This is a genomic window from Actinomadura sp. DC4, from assembly GCF_030406325.1.
Lineage (GTDB): Bacteria > Actinomycetota > Actinomycetes > Streptosporangiales > Streptosporangiaceae > Actinoallomurus.
Window position 1 is genome coordinate 85,328 of record NZ_JAUEQY010000004.1, and the last position, 15,067, is coordinate 100,394.

15 protein-coding genes and 1 pseudogene are annotated in these 15,067 nt (G+C 71.8%); 10 read left to right on the forward strand and 6 right to left on the reverse strand.

The features are described 5' to 3' along the window. Nucleotides 1-43: 43 nt before the first annotated feature. Nucleotides 44-1,273 (reverse strand): hypothetical protein, encoded by a 1,230-nt coding sequence (locus tag QWU11_RS07730; RefSeq protein ID WP_290104355.1) that lies wholly within the window; start codon nt 1,271-1,273, stop codon nt 44-46. Beyond that, nucleotides 1,270-1,773 (reverse strand): SigE family RNA polymerase sigma factor, encoded by a 504-nt coding sequence (locus QWU11_RS07735; protein ID WP_290104356.1) that lies wholly within the window; start codon nt 1,771-1,773, stop codon nt 1,270-1,272. The genes QWU11_RS07730 and QWU11_RS07735 overlap by 4 nt, the downstream gene beginning before the upstream one ends. A 67-nt stretch (nt 1,774-1,840) precedes the next feature. On the opposite strand from QWU11_RS07735, the gene rsmA reads away from it, so the two are divergent. The 5 genes and pseudogenes from rsmA to QWU11_RS07760 all read left to right on the forward strand — a co-directional run. After that, nucleotides 1,841-2,701: a 16S rRNA (adenine(1518)-N(6)/adenine(1519)-N(6))-dimethyltransferase RsmA gene (rsmA, locus tag QWU11_RS07740; RefSeq protein ID WP_290104357.1), complete on the forward strand. Its 861-nt coding sequence runs from the start codon at nt 1,841-1,843 to the stop codon at nt 2,699-2,701. Then, nucleotides 2,698-3,597, forward strand: a complete 900-nt coding sequence (locus tag QWU11_RS07745; protein WP_290104358.1) for a 4-(cytidine 5'-diphospho)-2-C-methyl-D-erythritol kinase — start codon at nt 2,698-2,700, stop codon at nt 3,595-3,597. The genes rsmA and QWU11_RS07745 overlap by 4 nt, the downstream gene beginning before the upstream one ends. A 92-nt stretch (nt 3,598-3,689) precedes the next feature. Continuing rightward, nucleotides 3,690-5,426: an ABC-F family ATP-binding cassette domain-containing protein gene (locus tag QWU11_RS07750; RefSeq protein WP_290104359.1), complete on the forward strand. Its 1,737-nt coding sequence runs from the start codon at nt 3,690-3,692 to the stop codon at nt 5,424-5,426. 783 nt (nt 5,427-6,209) lie between these two features. Beyond that, complete coding sequence (locus QWU11_RS07755) at nt 6,210-7,325, forward strand: amidase (RefSeq protein WP_290104360.1); 1,116 nt, start codon at nt 6,210-6,212, stop codon at nt 7,323-7,325. Further along, nucleotides 7,322-7,705, forward strand: a pseudogene (locus QWU11_RS07760) (DUF488 domain-containing protein); the annotation flags it as partial. The gene QWU11_RS07755 and the pseudogene QWU11_RS07760, both read left to right, overlap by 4 nt. Nucleotides 7,706-7,855: 150 nt before the next feature. Here the strand turns inward: QWU11_RS07760 and QWU11_RS07765 are convergent. The 3 genes from QWU11_RS07765 to QWU11_RS07775 all read right to left on the reverse strand — a co-directional run bounded on the left by QWU11_RS07765 (nt 7,856) and on the right by QWU11_RS07775 (nt 10,269). Next, complete coding sequence (locus QWU11_RS07765) at nt 7,856-8,356, reverse strand: MarR family transcriptional regulator (RefSeq protein ID WP_290104679.1); 501 nt, start codon at nt 8,354-8,356, stop codon at nt 7,856-7,858. Nucleotides 8,357-8,428: 72 nt separating this feature from the next. Beyond that, the gene (locus QWU11_RS07770) at nt 8,429-9,616 is read right to left on the reverse strand and encodes a HAMP domain-containing sensor histidine kinase (RefSeq protein WP_290104361.1); all 1,188 of its coding nucleotides are present in this window, start codon (nt 9,614-9,616) and stop codon (nt 8,429-8,431) included. Beyond that, nucleotides 9,613-10,269: a response regulator transcription factor gene (locus QWU11_RS07775; RefSeq protein ID WP_290104362.1), complete on the reverse strand. Its 657-nt coding sequence runs from the start codon at nt 10,267-10,269 to the stop codon at nt 9,613-9,615. The genes QWU11_RS07770 and QWU11_RS07775 overlap by 4 nt, the downstream gene beginning before the upstream one ends. Before the next feature lie 155 nt (nt 10,270-10,424). Here QWU11_RS07775 and QWU11_RS07780 point away from each other — a divergent pair, with 155 nt between their 5' ends. The 5 genes from QWU11_RS07780 (at nt 10,425) to QWU11_RS07800 (ending at nt 14,766) form a co-directional block, all read left to right on the forward strand. Beyond that, the gene (locus tag QWU11_RS07780; RefSeq protein ID WP_290104363.1) at nt 10,425-10,946 is read left to right on the forward strand and encodes a hypothetical protein; all 522 of its coding nucleotides are present in this window, start codon (nt 10,425-10,427) and stop codon (nt 10,944-10,946) included. After that, nucleotides 10,943-11,989, forward strand: a complete 1,047-nt coding sequence (locus QWU11_RS07785) for a peptidoglycan-binding protein (RefSeq protein WP_290104364.1) — start codon at nt 10,943-10,945, stop codon at nt 11,987-11,989. The genes QWU11_RS07780 and QWU11_RS07785 overlap by 4 nt, the downstream gene beginning before the upstream one ends. After that, nucleotides 11,986-12,672: an ABC transporter ATP-binding protein gene (locus QWU11_RS07790; protein ID WP_290104365.1), complete on the forward strand. Its 687-nt coding sequence runs from the start codon at nt 11,986-11,988 to the stop codon at nt 12,670-12,672. The genes QWU11_RS07785 and QWU11_RS07790 overlap by 4 nt, the downstream gene beginning before the upstream one ends. After that, on the forward strand, nt 12,669-13,862 hold the full coding sequence (locus QWU11_RS07795) for an ABC transporter permease (protein ID WP_290104366.1): 1,194 nt from the start codon (nt 12,669-12,671) through the stop codon (nt 13,860-13,862). The genes QWU11_RS07790 and QWU11_RS07795 overlap by 4 nt, the downstream gene beginning before the upstream one ends. A gap of 529 nt (nt 13,863-14,391) precedes the next feature. Further along, the gene (locus QWU11_RS07800) at nt 14,392-14,766 is read left to right on the forward strand and encodes a VOC family protein (RefSeq protein ID WP_290104367.1); all 375 of its coding nucleotides are present in this window, start codon (nt 14,392-14,394) and stop codon (nt 14,764-14,766) included. Here QWU11_RS07800 and QWU11_RS07805 read toward each other — a convergent pair. Continuing rightward, on the reverse strand, nt 14,763-15,056 hold the full coding sequence (locus tag QWU11_RS07805) for a hypothetical protein (protein WP_290104368.1): 294 nt from the start codon (nt 15,054-15,056) through the stop codon (nt 14,763-14,765). The two genes, QWU11_RS07800 and QWU11_RS07805, sit on opposite strands and share 4 nt — an antisense overlap. Nucleotides 15,057-15,067: the final 11 nt, after the last annotated feature.

Consider the following 15,067-nt stretch of genomic DNA (forward strand, 5'->3'; position numbering starts at 1 on the left):
ACCCAGTTCACGCTGGGAGTAATGATCGTGACGGTGCGTGTCGTCACCGGATCGCACCGAGGTCAACGATCACGTATCCGCCGTTGGTCGTCGTGTAGTAAAGCCTGCTCGTAGGACCGAAGGGACTGACGAGCCCCGCGCCGCCCTTGCCCGAGTGGATCTGCAGGTCGCCCATCCGGCCGGTGTCCAGGTCGTACACCGCGATGGTGCCGCCGGAGGGCAGGGCGATGGTGAACCGGCCCAGGATCGGGGGCATCGACGGGCCGGGCTCCCCAGGCGGGATCGCCCGGCGGCCGCTGCCGTCGCGGCGCTGCGCCTCCGTCAGGCCCTTCCCGTCGTTCCCGACGCACCAGGTCACGCCGCAGTTCCACGACACGTGATCGGTGAGGCGGGCCGAGAGCGTCTGGCCGGTGAGCACGTTCTTCACATGGGCGAAGCCGATGTCGCCGGCGTTCTTCCCCTGCCTTCCGAGGTACTGGTTCGCGGCCGGAGACCCGATCCACGGCCAGGTGAGGATGTGCGCCTTGCGGCTGCCCGGCACCTCACGTGCGGGGCCGCCACCGGCCAGGGGCGCCCGGTGGACGCCGCCGGTGCCACTGACCGACCAGACGGCGTCCGTGCCGTCGACCGTGAGCCGGGACGGCGCGGGGGTCTTCGCCCGGTCGACGAGACGCGCCGGGCCGCCGGACAGCGGTGCCGACCAGATGTCGGTGCCGTAGTCGCCGGTGAACCACCAGACGGCGTATCCGCCGCCGACGGTGAAGTCCGTGGCGAAGATCCTCGTGTTCGGCGGCGTGATGACCTGGGTGATGTGCTTCGCGGTGTGATCGCGCAGGTCATAGGAGTACAGACTGCCGGCCTTCTCGAAGCTCGCGTCGGTCGAGACGAGGACGGTGCGATCGTCGATGAAGGCGAGCGGTGTGTACTCACGGCCGCCTGGAAGGGTGCGCGGCTCCCGGTACGCGGTCTTCGGCCAGACCTTCTCGATCGGCGGCACCTTGACCTTCTTCGGGGGGCGCAGCGACGGTGACGGGTTCGCGGTGGCGACCGGCGTGCCGCTCGCCGAGTGCGATCCGCGCATCAGCGTACGGCCGCCGACCGTGGCGCCCCCGATGGCCACGGTCACGGCGGCGGCGGTCAGCGCCATCTTCGAGTAGCCGCGGGGCGCCCGACGGTGGCGCGTCTCCCGGCCGATGCCCGGCGGTGCCTTCGGGGCGCGTTCGGCCGCGTCCCTCAGCGTCCGCCGCAGGGCGGTCTCCAGTTCCTCGGTCATCGCACACTCCCATTCGTGACGGACGGGCGCCAGGCCGCGCGCAGCTTGTCCAGGGCACGCGAGGCCTGGCTGCGTACGGTGCCGCGCGAGATGCCGAGGACATCGGCGATCTCCGCGTCGCTGAGCGACTCGTAGTAGCGAAGGACAAGGACGGCGCGCTGCTTGCGGGGCAGCCCGCCGAGGGCGTGCCACAGGCCGTCGTCGCCCTCGGCACGGGTCAGGGCGGCGTCGTCGTAGCCCTGCTCGGGCGGTTCGGGCATCAGGCGTTCCCGCCTCCGCCCTCGCCAGACACTGATGTGCAGCCGCGACATCGTGGTGCGCACGTAACCTTCCGGCTCGCGCTTGTTGACGATCCCCGGCCAGGCGGCGCGAACCCTTAAGAGCGACTCCTGCAACAGGTCGGCGGCGTCGTGCGGGTCGCCGGTCAGTACGTAGGCGTAACGCATCAGGGCGTCGGCCCGCGCCTCGGCGAACTCCTCGAAGCTCAGTGCTTCATTCAAGGCACCCTCCTCGGTACCGGGGACGCGCCTGGCGCCGGAACCGTTGCATCTGCGGGACACTGAGTATGTGGCTGAACGACTACTGGGGCCGGCGGACGTCCGCACGCTCGCCGCCGAACTGGGCCTGCGCCCGACCAAGACGCTCGGCCAGAACTTCGTCATCGACGCGAACACGGTGCGCCGCATCGTCCGCGACGCCGACGTCGATCCGTCGGACGTGGTCCTGGAGGTCGGGCCGGGCCTCGGCTCGCTGACGCTCGGGCTGCTGCCCGCCGCGAGCCGGGTCGTCGCGGTGGAGGTGGACGAGGCGCTGGCGCGGCGGCTGCCGCCGACCGTGGCCGAGCGCGCTCCGGACCTCGCCTCCCGGCTGGAGGTCGTACGCGCCGACGCGCTCCGCGTGACCGAGCTCCCCGGGCCGCCGCCGACGGCGCTCGTCGCGAACCTCCCGTACAACATCGCCGTGCCCGTCGTCCTGCACCTGCTGAGTGAGTTCCCGTCGCTGCGGCACGGACTGGTCATGGTGCAGGCCGAGGTCGCCGACCGGCTCACCGCCGGGCCCGGCGGCAAGGTGTACGGCGTGCCGTCGGTGAAGATGGCCTGGTACGCCGAGGCGCGCCGCATGGGCAACGTCGGCCGCGCCGTGTTCTGGCCGGTGCCGAACGTCGACTCCGGCCTGGTCGCCTTCACCCGGCGTACGTCTCCCGCAGAGGTCCCGCGCACGGAGGTCTTCGCGGTGATCGACGCGGCCTTCGCCCAGCGGCGCAAGACCCTCCGCGCGGCGCTGGCCGGCTGGGCCGGATCGGCCGCCGAGGCGGAGGAGACACTGCGCGCCGCGGACGTCGACCCCCGCGCCCGCGGCGAGGCCCTCGACGTCGCCGCCTTCACCCGGATCGCCCGGCAGCGGCGCGGATCCCCTAGCATCCGGTGACCGTGACCACTGTTCGCGTACCCGCCAAGGTCAATCTCGAGCTCAGCGTCGGCCCGGTCCGCGAGGACGGCTACCACGACCTCGTCAACGTCTTCCATGCCGTGTCGCTGTTCGACTCGGTGACCGTCACCCCCGCCGAGGAGCTGAGCGTCTCGGTGGAGGGCCCCTCAAGCGTGCCGACCGGCCCGGACAACCTGGCCGCCCGCGCCGCGACGCTGCTCGCCGACCACGTGGGTGTACGGCCTCACGTCGCGCTGCACATCCGCAAGGACATCCCGGTGGCCGGGGGGATGGCCGGGGGGAGCGCCGACGCGGCGGCGGCCCTGGTGGCGTGCGACGCGCTGTGGGAGTCGCGGCTGGGGCTGGAGACGCTGCTGGAGCTGGGCGCCGAGATCGGCAGCGACGTGCCGTTCGCGCTGCTCGGCGGCACGGCCGTGGGCCTGGGGCGGGGGGAGCGGCTGACCTCGGTCGAGGTCACGGGGGAGTTCCACTGGGTCTTCGGCTACGCCGACGGCGGCCTCTCCACGCCGGCCGTGTACGCGGAGTGCGACCGGCTGCGGGCGGCCGGCGGCGGCCCGCAGCACTGGCCGCGCGTCTCGGACGACCTGATGACGGCGCTGAAGACCGGCGACGCGGCCGGCCTGGGGCGGGCGCTGGACAACGACCTGCAGCCGGCTGCCTTGTCGCTGCGGCCGGCGCTGGGCGAGGCCCTGGCGGCGGGCCGGGCCCTGGGCGCGCTGGGCTCGGTCGTGTCGGGCTCGGGCCCGACGTGCGCGTTTCTGGCGTCGTCGGCCGCGCACGCGGACGAACTGGCGGCTGCGCTGGCCGATACGCCGCATTTCGCCCAGGTCCGCCAGGCCCACGGGCCTGTCCCGGGCGCCGAGCCGGTGAACTGAGGTTCTACGGGAGATTCGGGCTGGACCGGGTTATCCACAGGCGGGCGGGGCGGTTTTCGGGGTGTGCCGGGGCGGATAGCCTTGCTGGCGTTGTGAATCTCATCAATGTTGAAGGTCTCGGCAAGGCGTACGGGCCGGAACCTCTGCTCGACGGCGTCTCACTCGGCGTCGCGGCAGGGGATCGGGTCGGCGTCGTGGGCCGCAATGGCGGCGGCAAGTCCACGCTGGTATCGCTGCTGGCGGGGCGGATCCCGCCGGACGACGGGCGGGTCACTCACACGCGGGGGACGCGGCTCGGCTTCCTGAGCCAGCGCGACGAGTTCCCGGCGGAGTCGACCGTGCGCTCGCTGGTCTTCGGCGACCGGGCCGAACACGACTGGGCGGGTGACGCGCGGGCGCGCGAGATCCTCGCCGGCCTGCTGCCCGGCGTGCCCCTGGACACGCCGGTGGAGGGCATGTCCGGCGGCGAGCGGCGGCGCGTGGCGCTGGCCCGGCTGCTGGTGCCCCAGACCGACCTGCTGATCCTCGACGAGCCGACCAACCACCTCGACATCGAGGCGATCGCCTGGCTGGCCGGCCATCTCAAGGACCGCACGCTGATCGTCGTCACCCACGACCGGTGGTTCCTCGACGAGGTCACCGAGCGGACGTGGGAGGTGGCCGACGGGCAGGTGCACCGCTACGAGGGCGGCTACTCCGCGTACGTCCTGGCCAAGGCCGAGCGTGCCCGCATCGCCGCCTCCACCGAGGAAAAGCGGCAGAACCTCCTCCGCAAGGAGCTGGCCTGGCTGCGGCGCGGGCCGCAGGCGCGGTCCACCAAGCCGAAGTTCCGGGTCGACGCGGCCAACGCGCTGATCGCCGACGAGCCGCCGGCGCGCGACAGCGTCGAACTGGTGAGCTTCGCGACCGCGCGTCTCGGCAAGACCGTCTACGACGTCGAGGACGTCGCCGTCCAGGTCGGCGACCGCACCCTCTTCGAGCACCTGACCTGGCATCTCGGCCCGGGCGACCGGGTGGGCCTGGTCGGCGTCAACGGCAGTGGCAAGACCACGCTGCTGCGGCTCCTGGAGGGCTCGGTCCGGCCGAGGTCGGGCCGCGTGATCACCGGCAAGACCGTCCGTCTCGCGCACCTGTCCCAGGAGCTCGCCGAGCTCGACCCGTCCCGCCGCGTGCTGGAGACGGTCGAGGAGATCAAACACCGCATCACGGTCGGCAAACGGGAGTTCACCGCGGGCCAGATGCTCGAACGGTTCGGCTTCCGCGGCGACGCCCAGTGGACCCCGATCGGCGACCTGTCCGGCGGCGAACGCCGGCGCCTGCAGCTGCTGCGGCTGCTGATGGCCGAGCCCAACGTCCTGCTGCTCGACGAGCCGACCAACGACCTCGACATCGAGACGCTCACCGAGCTGGAGGACCTGCTCGACGGCTGGCCGGGTTCGCTGGTGCTCGTGAGTCACGACCGCTATTTCCTGGAGCGCGTCAGCGACCACGTCGTGGCCCTCATCGGCGACGGTGGGGTGAAGATGCTGCCGGGCGGCGTGGACGAATACCTGACGCGCCGCCGCCGGACGGCCGCCGAGCCGGAGCCCGCCCGCCCGGTCGAGCCCCCGAAGGTGACCAAGAACGCCTGGCAGGCCAAAAAGGACCTCGACCGCCTCGAACGCCGCATCGAACGCCTGGGCGAACGCGAGGCCGAACTCCACGACCTCATGGCCTCCCACGCCACCGACCACGAGAAACTCCTGACCCTGGACGCCGACCTGCGCGCCGTACGGGCCGAGCGCGAGGAGATCGAGGAGCAGTGGCTGCAGCTCGCGGACGACGCCTGACCTGAGCCGCCGGGTCGGCGCGTGCCAGCCCCGCCGGCTCGCGGGTCGAGGTCGACCGACCGGGGGCTGGAGCGGGCGGAGCGGGCCCGGCACGCGGAAGAGGACGTCTTCGCGGGCGCGGCGGTTCTGGCGCTGGCGGCGGGGGTTCTTGGTCGGGCGGGTGATGGTGGCGCCGGGGCTCGACCTGGTAGGCGTGCAGCTCGGCGAAGCCGCTGCGTCCCTCCGCGAACTGCGCGAAACCCACCAGCGCGACGAGGTCCTCGGCGTCGCGGGTGCCGGCGGTCGGGACGGTCGGTGCCAGCCGCCGTACGTCGAAGTCGGCGGGCCAGGTGAGGGCCGACATCGGGCGAGCGACGACCCGCCCCGGGACGCCTTGACCCAAGCCAGGGCGCCGGGTCGGCCGCTGGCCCACTCGTGCCGCGGGTGTGCTTCGGAAGACCGTTCGCGGCGTCGGCCACAGGTCCTGGAGCGGCACGAGCTTGGAGCGGCCCGTCCATGAGTCGTGGTCTCCGGCCAGGCACTACCGGCTCGTTGACCTGCCTGTCGCCGGAGGGTGTGGGCGTTCCGCCGAAAGGACAAGGCCTCCCACTCTTACCGGCCCGGATGCTCGGCCGGTGGCGGCTGGACCTGCTGGTAGCCACCGGTCTACCCGGCGTTCCGCCGGGTAGACCGTCCCGGCAGGGGCCTGAACGTCTCCGCCGGATCCGCACGGCCGGGCTGGTCCCCTCCCCGGCCGTCGCGTCAGAGCTGTCTCCTGTCACCCCGTCACGTCATGATGTCCGGGTGACCATCTGGCTGGAGAAGTTCACCGCGCACGGCGACGGGCCGCGGCTCGCCGTCAAGGACGCCATCGACGTCGCCGGTTCGCCGACGACGCTGGCGTGTCCGGTCATCAGTGACCTCGCCGTCCCCGCGGACCGCGACGCCCCCGTGGTCGCCGCCGCACGCGCGCAAGGGGCTCGCATCGTCGGCAAGACCAATCTCACCGAGCTCTGCCGCGCCGCCGACGGCGTCAACCCCTGGACCGGTACGCCCGAGAATCCGCTCGACGCCGAGCGCATCCCCGGCGGGTCGTCCAGCGGTTCGGCGGTGGCGGTCGCGCGAGGCGAGGCGGACGTCGCGCTCGGCACCGACACGGGCGGATCGATCAGGGTGCCGGCCGCCTGCTGCGGCATCGTCGGCCTCAAGACCACACACGGGCGCGTGTCCCTCGAAGGCGTCTTCCCCCTCGCCCCCTCACTCGACGTCGTCGGTCCGCTCGGCCGCGACGTCGCCGCCGTGGCCCTCGGCATGTCCCTGATCGAAGACGGCTTCACCACGTCGGACTTCGACGCGGGCGCGATGATCGGGCGGCTGCGGCCCGCGGGCACGACGGTCGCGGGCCCGCTGGACGACGCCGTCGACGCCGCCCTCCGTACCTCCGGCCTGATCTTCGCGGACGAGCCCGTCGACCTCTGGCCGGCCGCGCTCGACGCCGGCAACACCCTGATCCTCGGCGAGGGCTACCGCGAGCACCGGCACCTTCTCGCGTACCCCGACCGGATCAGCGCGCGGATCCGGCGCCGGATCGAGCGCGGCGAAAAGGTCGCCGACGGCATGCTCGACGAGGCGTACGCGACGCGGGCCGCACTGCGGGAGTTCCTGGACAAACTCTTCGAGCGGTACCCGCTGCTGGCCCTGCCGACGATCACCCAGCCGCCGCCCCGGCTCGGCGCCGAGCGGGACGTGGACCTGACCGCGCTGACGCTGCCGTTCAACGTGTCGGGCGACCCGGCGCTCGCCCTGCCGATCCCGGTCGGGGAGGCGGCTCTGCCCGGTTCGCTGCAACTCGTCGCCCCGGCGAACGAGGAGGGACGGCTTCTGGCCGCCGGCGCGCTGATCGAGGCGGCCCTGCGTTGACCGTACGGACGTTCGGGCACGGTACGGCCGCACAGGAAGAGATCGCCGCACTCTTGCGCGGCGCCGGTGTGTCCCTCGTGGTCGACGTCCGTACGGCACCGGGCAGCCGCCGCAACCCGCACGTCGCCCGCGACGAACTGGCCCGATGGCTGCCCGAGCACGGTCTGGCGTACCGCTGGGACAAGCGCCTCGACGGGTTCCGCCGGCCGCCGCCCGGTTCACCGGAGATCTTCTGGCGTGAGGAGATGTTCCGCGGATACGCCGCGCACATGCGTACGCCGGAGTTCGGTGCGGCGGTGGACGAGCTGCCGGCGTACGACGGGCCGCAGGCGGTGATGTGCAGCGAGTCGGTGTGGTGGCGCTGTCACCGGCGCCTGCTCACCGACTTCCTGGTGCTCGTACGGGAGGTTCCGGTCGACCACCTCATGCACGACGGCCGGCCGACCGCCCACACGCCGCCCGCGGGCGCGCGACGGCGCGACGACGGACTGATCGTGTACGACGGCGGCCAGGAGCCACTGCTCTGGGAGCTACTTGGCGGGATCGGCGTCGAAGGGGACGAGCAGCGAGCGAAGGAGCCCGGCGAGCGTACGGCGGTCGTCGTCGGTGAGAGAGGCGAGCAGGTCACGCTCGCGGTCGACGAGATCGTCGAACGCCGCGTCCACGTGCGTACGCCCGGCGTCGGTGAGCCGTACGAGAACTCCGCGTTTGTCCTGCGGGTCGGGGCTGCGCCGGACCAGGCCCGCGCTCTCCAGCCGGTCGATGCGGTTGGTCATGGTGCCGGAGGTGACCAGCGTGGCGCGCAGCAGCCGGCCGGGACTCAGCTCGTAAGGTGGTCCCGCGCGCCGGAGCGCGGTCAGGACGTCGAACTCCCACGACTCCATGTCGTGCGCCGAGAACACCGCCCGCCGCGCCCGGTCGAGATGCCGGGCGAGCCGTGACACCCGGCTGAGGACGTGCAGGGGCTCGGTGTCGAGGTCTGGCCGCTCCGTGCGCCAGGCCGCGACCAGGCGATCGACCTCGTCCTCCACAATCGATCACCTTACCTGTCTTGACATCGAGATATCTAGCCGGGATCTCGATGTCAAGAGACCTGTCGCTCCTCAGCGGCCGGGGAGGAGGACCGTGACGGTGAGGCCGCCACCCGCGCGGGGCTCGGCGGTGACGGTTCCGCCGTGGGCGGTCGTGGTGGCGCGGACGATCGACAGGCCCAGGCCGGAGCCCCGGTCGGAGTGGATCCGGTCGGTGCCGAGGCGGCGGAACGGTTCGAAGATGGTGTCCACCTCGTACGCCGGCACGACCGGTCCCGTGTTGGCGACGACGAGCTCCGCCCCGCGGCGTGTGGTGACCGAGATCTCGCCCCCGTCGTCGTTGTGCCGGATCGCGTTCTCGACGAGGTTCTGGACGATCCGTTCGATCAGGACCGGGTCGCCCGTGGTCGGGGCGCCGAGCAGGTCGCGGCCGACGGTGATGCCACGCGCCGACGCCTCGGCGGTGGCCTGGTCCAGGACGTGCCCGGCCACGTCCGAAAGGTCCAGCTGGACCCCGTTGACGACGGTGTTCTCGCTGCCTGCGAGCGTGAGCAGGCCGTCGATCAGCCGTTCGTGCCGGCCGTTGACGATGAGCAGCGACTCGCCGAGACGCTTGACGTCCTCGGTCGCGTCGGGGCGGCGCAGGGCCACGTCGACCAGGGTGCGGTTGATCGCGAGCGGCGTGCGCAGCTCGTGTGAGGCGTTCGCGGCGAAGCGCTGCTGCCCGTCGAAGGCGCGCGCCAGCCGGCCCAGCATGGTGTCGAAGGTGTCGGCAAGCTCCTTCACGTCGTCGCGCGGCCCCGAGTACGCGATCCGCTCGGTGAGGTTGCGGCTGTGAGCCACCCGGCGGGCCGTCTCGGTGATCTGGTGTACGGGGCGCAGCGCCCGGTCGGCGAACAGCCATCCCAGGCCGACGGCGGCGACCGTCACCACGCCGAGCGCGATGCCGCCTCGCGTCAGCAGGGAGTTCAGCGCGTCGCGCTGATAGTCGATGTTGGCCGCGAACAGCACCCGCTGGGCCTGCCCGGCCGTCATCGGCGTATCCGGATCGACGTTGTTGAGAAAGCGCGGCGTGGCGTCCTGGCCGACGCCGGTTCCGAAGACCTGGGTCACCGAGCCGCCTGAACGCTGCATGTTGGTCTTGACCAGGAAGTACGTCAATGCGAGGAGGACCATGCCGCCGACGAGGAACACACCGCCGTAGATGAACGTGAGACGGGCGCGGATCGTGGGCCGCAGCCGTTCGGCGAGTGTCGTCATGGAATTCGGTACCCCACTCCGGAAACGGTCTCGATGACGGGCGGATCGCCGAGTCTGCGGCGCAGCTTCATCAGCGTCACCCGCACGGTGTTGGTGAACGGGTCGGCGTGCTGGTCCCACACCTTCTCCAGGAGCGACTCGGCTGAGACGACGGCGCCGTCCGCGCGGAGCAGCTCCGACAGCAGGCCGAACTCCTTGCGGGCCAGGTGTACGTACCGGCCGTCCCGGTGGACCTCGCGGCGGGCCGGGTCGAGCCGGATGCCCGAGCGTTCCAGCATCGGCGGGTCGGCCGGCCGGGCGCGGCGGCACAACGCGTGGATCCGGGCCACCAGCTCCTCGAACGCGAACGGCTTGGTCAGGTAGTCGTCCGCGCCGATCCGCAGTCCGTCCACCCGCGCCGGTACGGTGACGGCGGCGGTGAGCATCAGCACCCGCACGGACGCGCCCGACTCGACCACGCCGCGGCAGACGTCGTCGCCGTGCACGATCGGCAGGTCACGGTCGAGGACCAGCACGTCGTAGTCGTTGACGCCGAGGAGTTCGAGCGCGGCGTCCCCGTCGTACACGACGTCCACCGCGAGCGCCTCGGCCCGCAGTCCCTCGGCGATCGAGTCGGCGAGCATCCGCTCGTCCTCGGCGATCAGTATCCGCACGCTCCCCGCCTTCCGGTTGCTGCCGCACATCCTTCGGATATGCGCGTAAAGCTGGCATAACCACTTCTGGTTACGCCGGAGTTATGGAGTGACGGCTGAACTTCTCGCGGACCGCCGGGATCGGTCCCGGCGGCAACGACGAGGAGACGATGGACATGCGACGGCAGACACTCGCGGTGCTGATCGCGGTGCTCGCGCTCGCCCCGGCGGCCTGTGGAGGCGGAGGCAGCAAGGACCCGGTCGCCAAGGCCGCCGCCAGCAGGAGCGCCGAGATCGGGAACCAGCGCAAGTTCGCCCAGTGCATGAGGGAGAACGGCGTGAACATGTCCGACCCGAGCGGCAGCGGTGGCGCTACGCGTATCCAGGTGAACGGTGAGCCGGGAAAGAACGGGCCGGAGAAGCTGAAGGCGGCCGAGGAGAAGTGCCGCAAGTTCCAGCCGAACGGCGGCAAGCCGGTTCAGCTCAAGCCCGAGGAACTGGCGAAGATGCGCGCCATGGCCAAGTGCATGCGGGCGAACGGCGTGGACATGCCGGACCCGGACGCGGACGGCCGGATCACCATCACGGGCAGCGGAAAGAACAACCCGGGGCCGGAGAACCCGAAGTTCCAGGCCGCTCAGAAAGCCTGCCGTCAGTACGCTCCCAAGGGCGCCGCCGGGCAGCAGGGGGGCAGTTGAACCGTCGGCGGGCCGTCGCGACTGGTGTCGGCGGGGCCGTCCTGGCCTGCGGATTCGTGCTGGCGGCGATCGGCGTGGGCGGAGGGGGCACCACGAAGGCGCCGCACAGCTCGCTGCCGCCCGCGACGGCCCCGATCGAGCGGACCACGCTGACCGAGACCCAGGAGGCGGACGGCACCCTCGGTTTCGGCGCCACGCACGTCGCCAAGGGCACGAGTGGCCGTGGCACCCTGACCTGGGTGGCCGCGCCGGGGTACGAGGTGACCCGGGGCCGGTCCGCGTACCGCCTCGACGACCGGCCGGTGCCGCTGCTGTACGGGTCGCTGCCGCTGTACCGCACGCTCGGCACGGGTACGACGGGTGCCGACGTCGCACAGTTCGAGCGGAATCTCCGGGCTCTCGGGTACACCGGGTTCACGGTCGACAAGACCTACAGCTCCGACACGGCCGCCGCCGTACGCCACTGGCAGGGCGATCTCGGCGTCACGCAGACCGGCCGGGTGAGCGCGGGGTCGGTGTTCGTCGCGCCGGGCCCGATCCGCGTCGCCGAGCGCAAGGCGCAGGCCGGCGACCGGCCGAACGGCCCGCTGTTCACCTACACCGGGACCAGTCGCGTCGTCAGCGTCGCCCTCGACGTGAAGTACCAGCGGCTCGCCAAGAAGGGCGCGGCCGTGTCGATCGACCTGCCGGACGGCGGCACCACCAAGGGCACGATCGCCAAGGTCGGCAAGGTCGCCAAGAAGGGGCAGGGCGACAACCCGAGCACGATCACGGTCACCGTCGAGGTGGCGGGACAGCGGTCACTCGGCTCGTACGACAAGGCGCCTGTGACGGTCCAGCTGAGCGCCGGCCGGCACCCGAACGTGCTCGCCGTGCCCATCGCGGCCCTGCTCGCACAGCCCGACGGCGGGTACGCGGTGCAGGTCGTGGAGGGGGCGCGCGTCCGTACGGTCGCCGTCGAGACCGGCGCGTTCACCGACGGCAAGGTCGAGATCTCAGGCTCCGGGCTGTCCGAGGGAATGCAGGTAGGAGTGCCGGCGTGAGCGCGGTCGTGGAACTAGAAGAGGTCACCAAGACCTATCCCGGCGGCGTCACGGCGGTCGACGCCGTGTCGGTACGGATCGAGGCGGGCGAACTGGTGGCGATCGTCGGGCCGTCCGGATCGGGCAAGTCGACCATGCTGCACCTGATCGGGACGCTCGACCGGCCGAGCGGCGGGACCGTACTGGTCGAGGGCCGGGACGTGTCGCGAATGTCCGATCGGCGGCTCTCGGCGCTGCGGGCCCGGCGGATCGGCTTCGTCTTCCAGCAGTTCCATCTGGCGGCCGGGGTCAGCGCGCTCGAGAATGTCGCCGACGGCCTGCTGTACGCCGGCGCTCCGCCGGGGCAGCGGCGCCGCCGTGCCCGCCGGGCGCTGGAACGCGTCGGACTCGGCCATCGGCTGGACCACCGGCCGCACCAGCTGTCGGGCGGGGAGAAGCAGCGGGTGGCGATCGCCCGCGCGGTGGTCGGCGAACCGGCGATGCTGCTCGCGGACGAGCCGACCGGGGCGCTGGACTCCGTGTCCGGCGCCGGCGTCATCGAACTGCTCAGGGAGCTGGCCTCGGGCGGCACCACGGTGATCGTGATCACCCACGATCGCGACATCGCCGCGACGCTGCCCCGCCAGGTCCGGATGCGCGACGGCCGGATCGTCGAGGACGGCGTACTGGAGGCCACCCGATGATTGGTGAGGAACCGGCGAGGCTGGGCCTCCGCGACGTGCTCAAGGTCGGCGCGGCCGGCCTGCACGCCCGCCCGCTGCGGGTGTTCCTGTCCGCGCTCGGCATCGCGATCGGCATCGCGGCGATGATCGGCGTGGTCGGCATCTCCGACTCCAGCCGCGCGCAGCTCCAGGCCACCCTGAGCCGGCTCGGTACCAACATGCTCACCGTGACGCCCGGAAAGGACTTCTTCGGGGAGAACGCGAAGCTGCCCAACGAGTCGGTGGCGATGATCGGCCGGATGAACCACGTCATCTCCGCGTCCGCGACCGGCAAGATCGCCGACACGCACGTCTACCGGAACGACCGCATTCCTGCGGAGGAGAGCGGAGGAATCGCCGTACTGGCGGCCCGCCTGGACCTGCCGCGCACGGTCGGCCTCACGACGGTGGCCGGGACCTGGCTGAACGCGGGCACGAACCGCTATCCGGCCGTGGTGCTCGGTTCCCAGGCGGCGGACGGGCTCGGCGTGGCCCAGACGAACGTCCAGGTATGGCTGGGTTCGCAGTGGTTCACCGTGGTCGGCATCCTGGACTCGGCCCCGCTCGCACCGGAACTCGACTCGGCCGCCTTGGTCGGCTGGGACGTGGCGGCCGCGCGCCTGGGCTTCGACGGTCATCCGACCACGGTCTACACCCGAGCGGACAAGGACTCGGTGGAGAGCGTACGGGGCCTCTTGGCGGGCACCGCCAACCCTCAGTCGCCCAACGAGATCGAGGTCAGCCGCCCCTCTGACGCGCTGGCCGCCGAGACCGCGTCGAACCAGGCCTTCACCGGCCTGCTCTTGGGCCTCGGCGCGGTGGCCCTGCTGGTCGGCGGGGTCGGTGTGGCCAACACGATGGTCATCTCGGTACTGGAACGCCGCGCGGAGATCGGCCTGCGGCGTTCGCTCGGTGCTACGCGGGGTCAGATCAGGCTGCAGTTCCTCACTGAGTCGCAGCTGCTGGCGGCGCTGGGCGGAGTGGGAGGCGTGGGACTCGGCATCGTGGTCACGGCGGTGTTCGCGGTGATCCAGGGCTGGCCGACGGTGGTCCCGCCATGGGCGATGGCGGGCGGGGTGACGGCGACGCTGCTGATCGGCGGTATCGCGGGGTTGTACCCGGCCATCCGAGCCGCCCGCCTCGCCCCGACGGAGGCACTAAGTGGCCCCTGAGCAGCGCCGTCGCACCTGCGGTGAGCGCGACAGTCGACCGAACGGAGGCAGGTCGAACGGAGGCAGCGCCCGTCCGGGGCTGCGCCTGCCGGGCTGCGCCTGCGGAGAACTTCGCGCATGTGGGGCGGCGCTTGGCGGAAGCTGCGCCCGCGCAAGGGTTCGGGTCCGCTCAAGCATCCGGCCTGTGCAAGGTTCGGCCCGCGCGGGGTTCGGCCCATGCAAGCGTCCCATCCGCGCAAGAGGTTAAGCCCGTGCAACGGATTCAGTCCGCACAGGCGTTCAGTCCGCGCTCGCGTCCGGTCTGTACTGGGCTGCGCCGTTGTCACGGCCGGACGCCTGCCGATCGGGTCGCGCTGGGCTGTGTCCGTGGCTGCGCCACGGACACAGCCCAGGCCAGGCCAGTCGTGCGCCGGTCACAAGGTGGCGGGAGGCTTACCCTTGTTCAGCTTCGTGACGATTCCGCCTTTCGTGACCACCTCCGTGAGGAGCCAGGCTGATGACGACCGCAAACCTCGGTGGAGGGGATGGTGTGAGCCTCCTGGTCGGGATTCATCATGTGCAGCTCGCGGCGCCGTACGGCTCCGAGGAGCGGATGCGGGGCTTCTACGTCGGTGTTCTCGGCATGGCCGAGGTGGCCAAGCCTCCCGTGCTCGCCGCCCGGGGCGGGGCGTGGTTCGCGGCGCCCGGTATTGAGATCCACATCGGGGTCGAGGAAGACTTCCGGCCCGCGCGCAAGGCGCATCCCGGGATTCTCGTGCGGGATCTCGACGCCATGGCGGAGCGGCTGCGGGCGGCAGGTCATGAGGTGCGTGCCGATGACCTGCTGCCAGGGTTTCGCCGCCTCTACGTCGACGACCCCGCCGGCAACCGGCTGGAGCTGCTCGAACCCGTCAGCGGGCCCTAACGACCCCCGCCCGTACGCTCGACGGCCATCTCCCAGTCGGCCAGGACGTCCAGGAGAAGGCCCAGCACGCGGCGTAACTCCTCGACGTGCTCGGCCTTGCGGCACGCGTGCTCGAAACCGTGGTCCGTGGTCTCCGGAGCCAGGGCCGCCTTCTCGAGACTCTCGATGAAGCGCACCGCGCAGGCGTCGGCTCCATCGTCGTTCGCCTGGCGCGTGCGTCGCCGGGCGACGAAGCGGTCGATCTCCGCTCGCAACCCTGCCCGGCCGCCGTACCGTCGCCCGTGCCGCATGACCCGTCCCC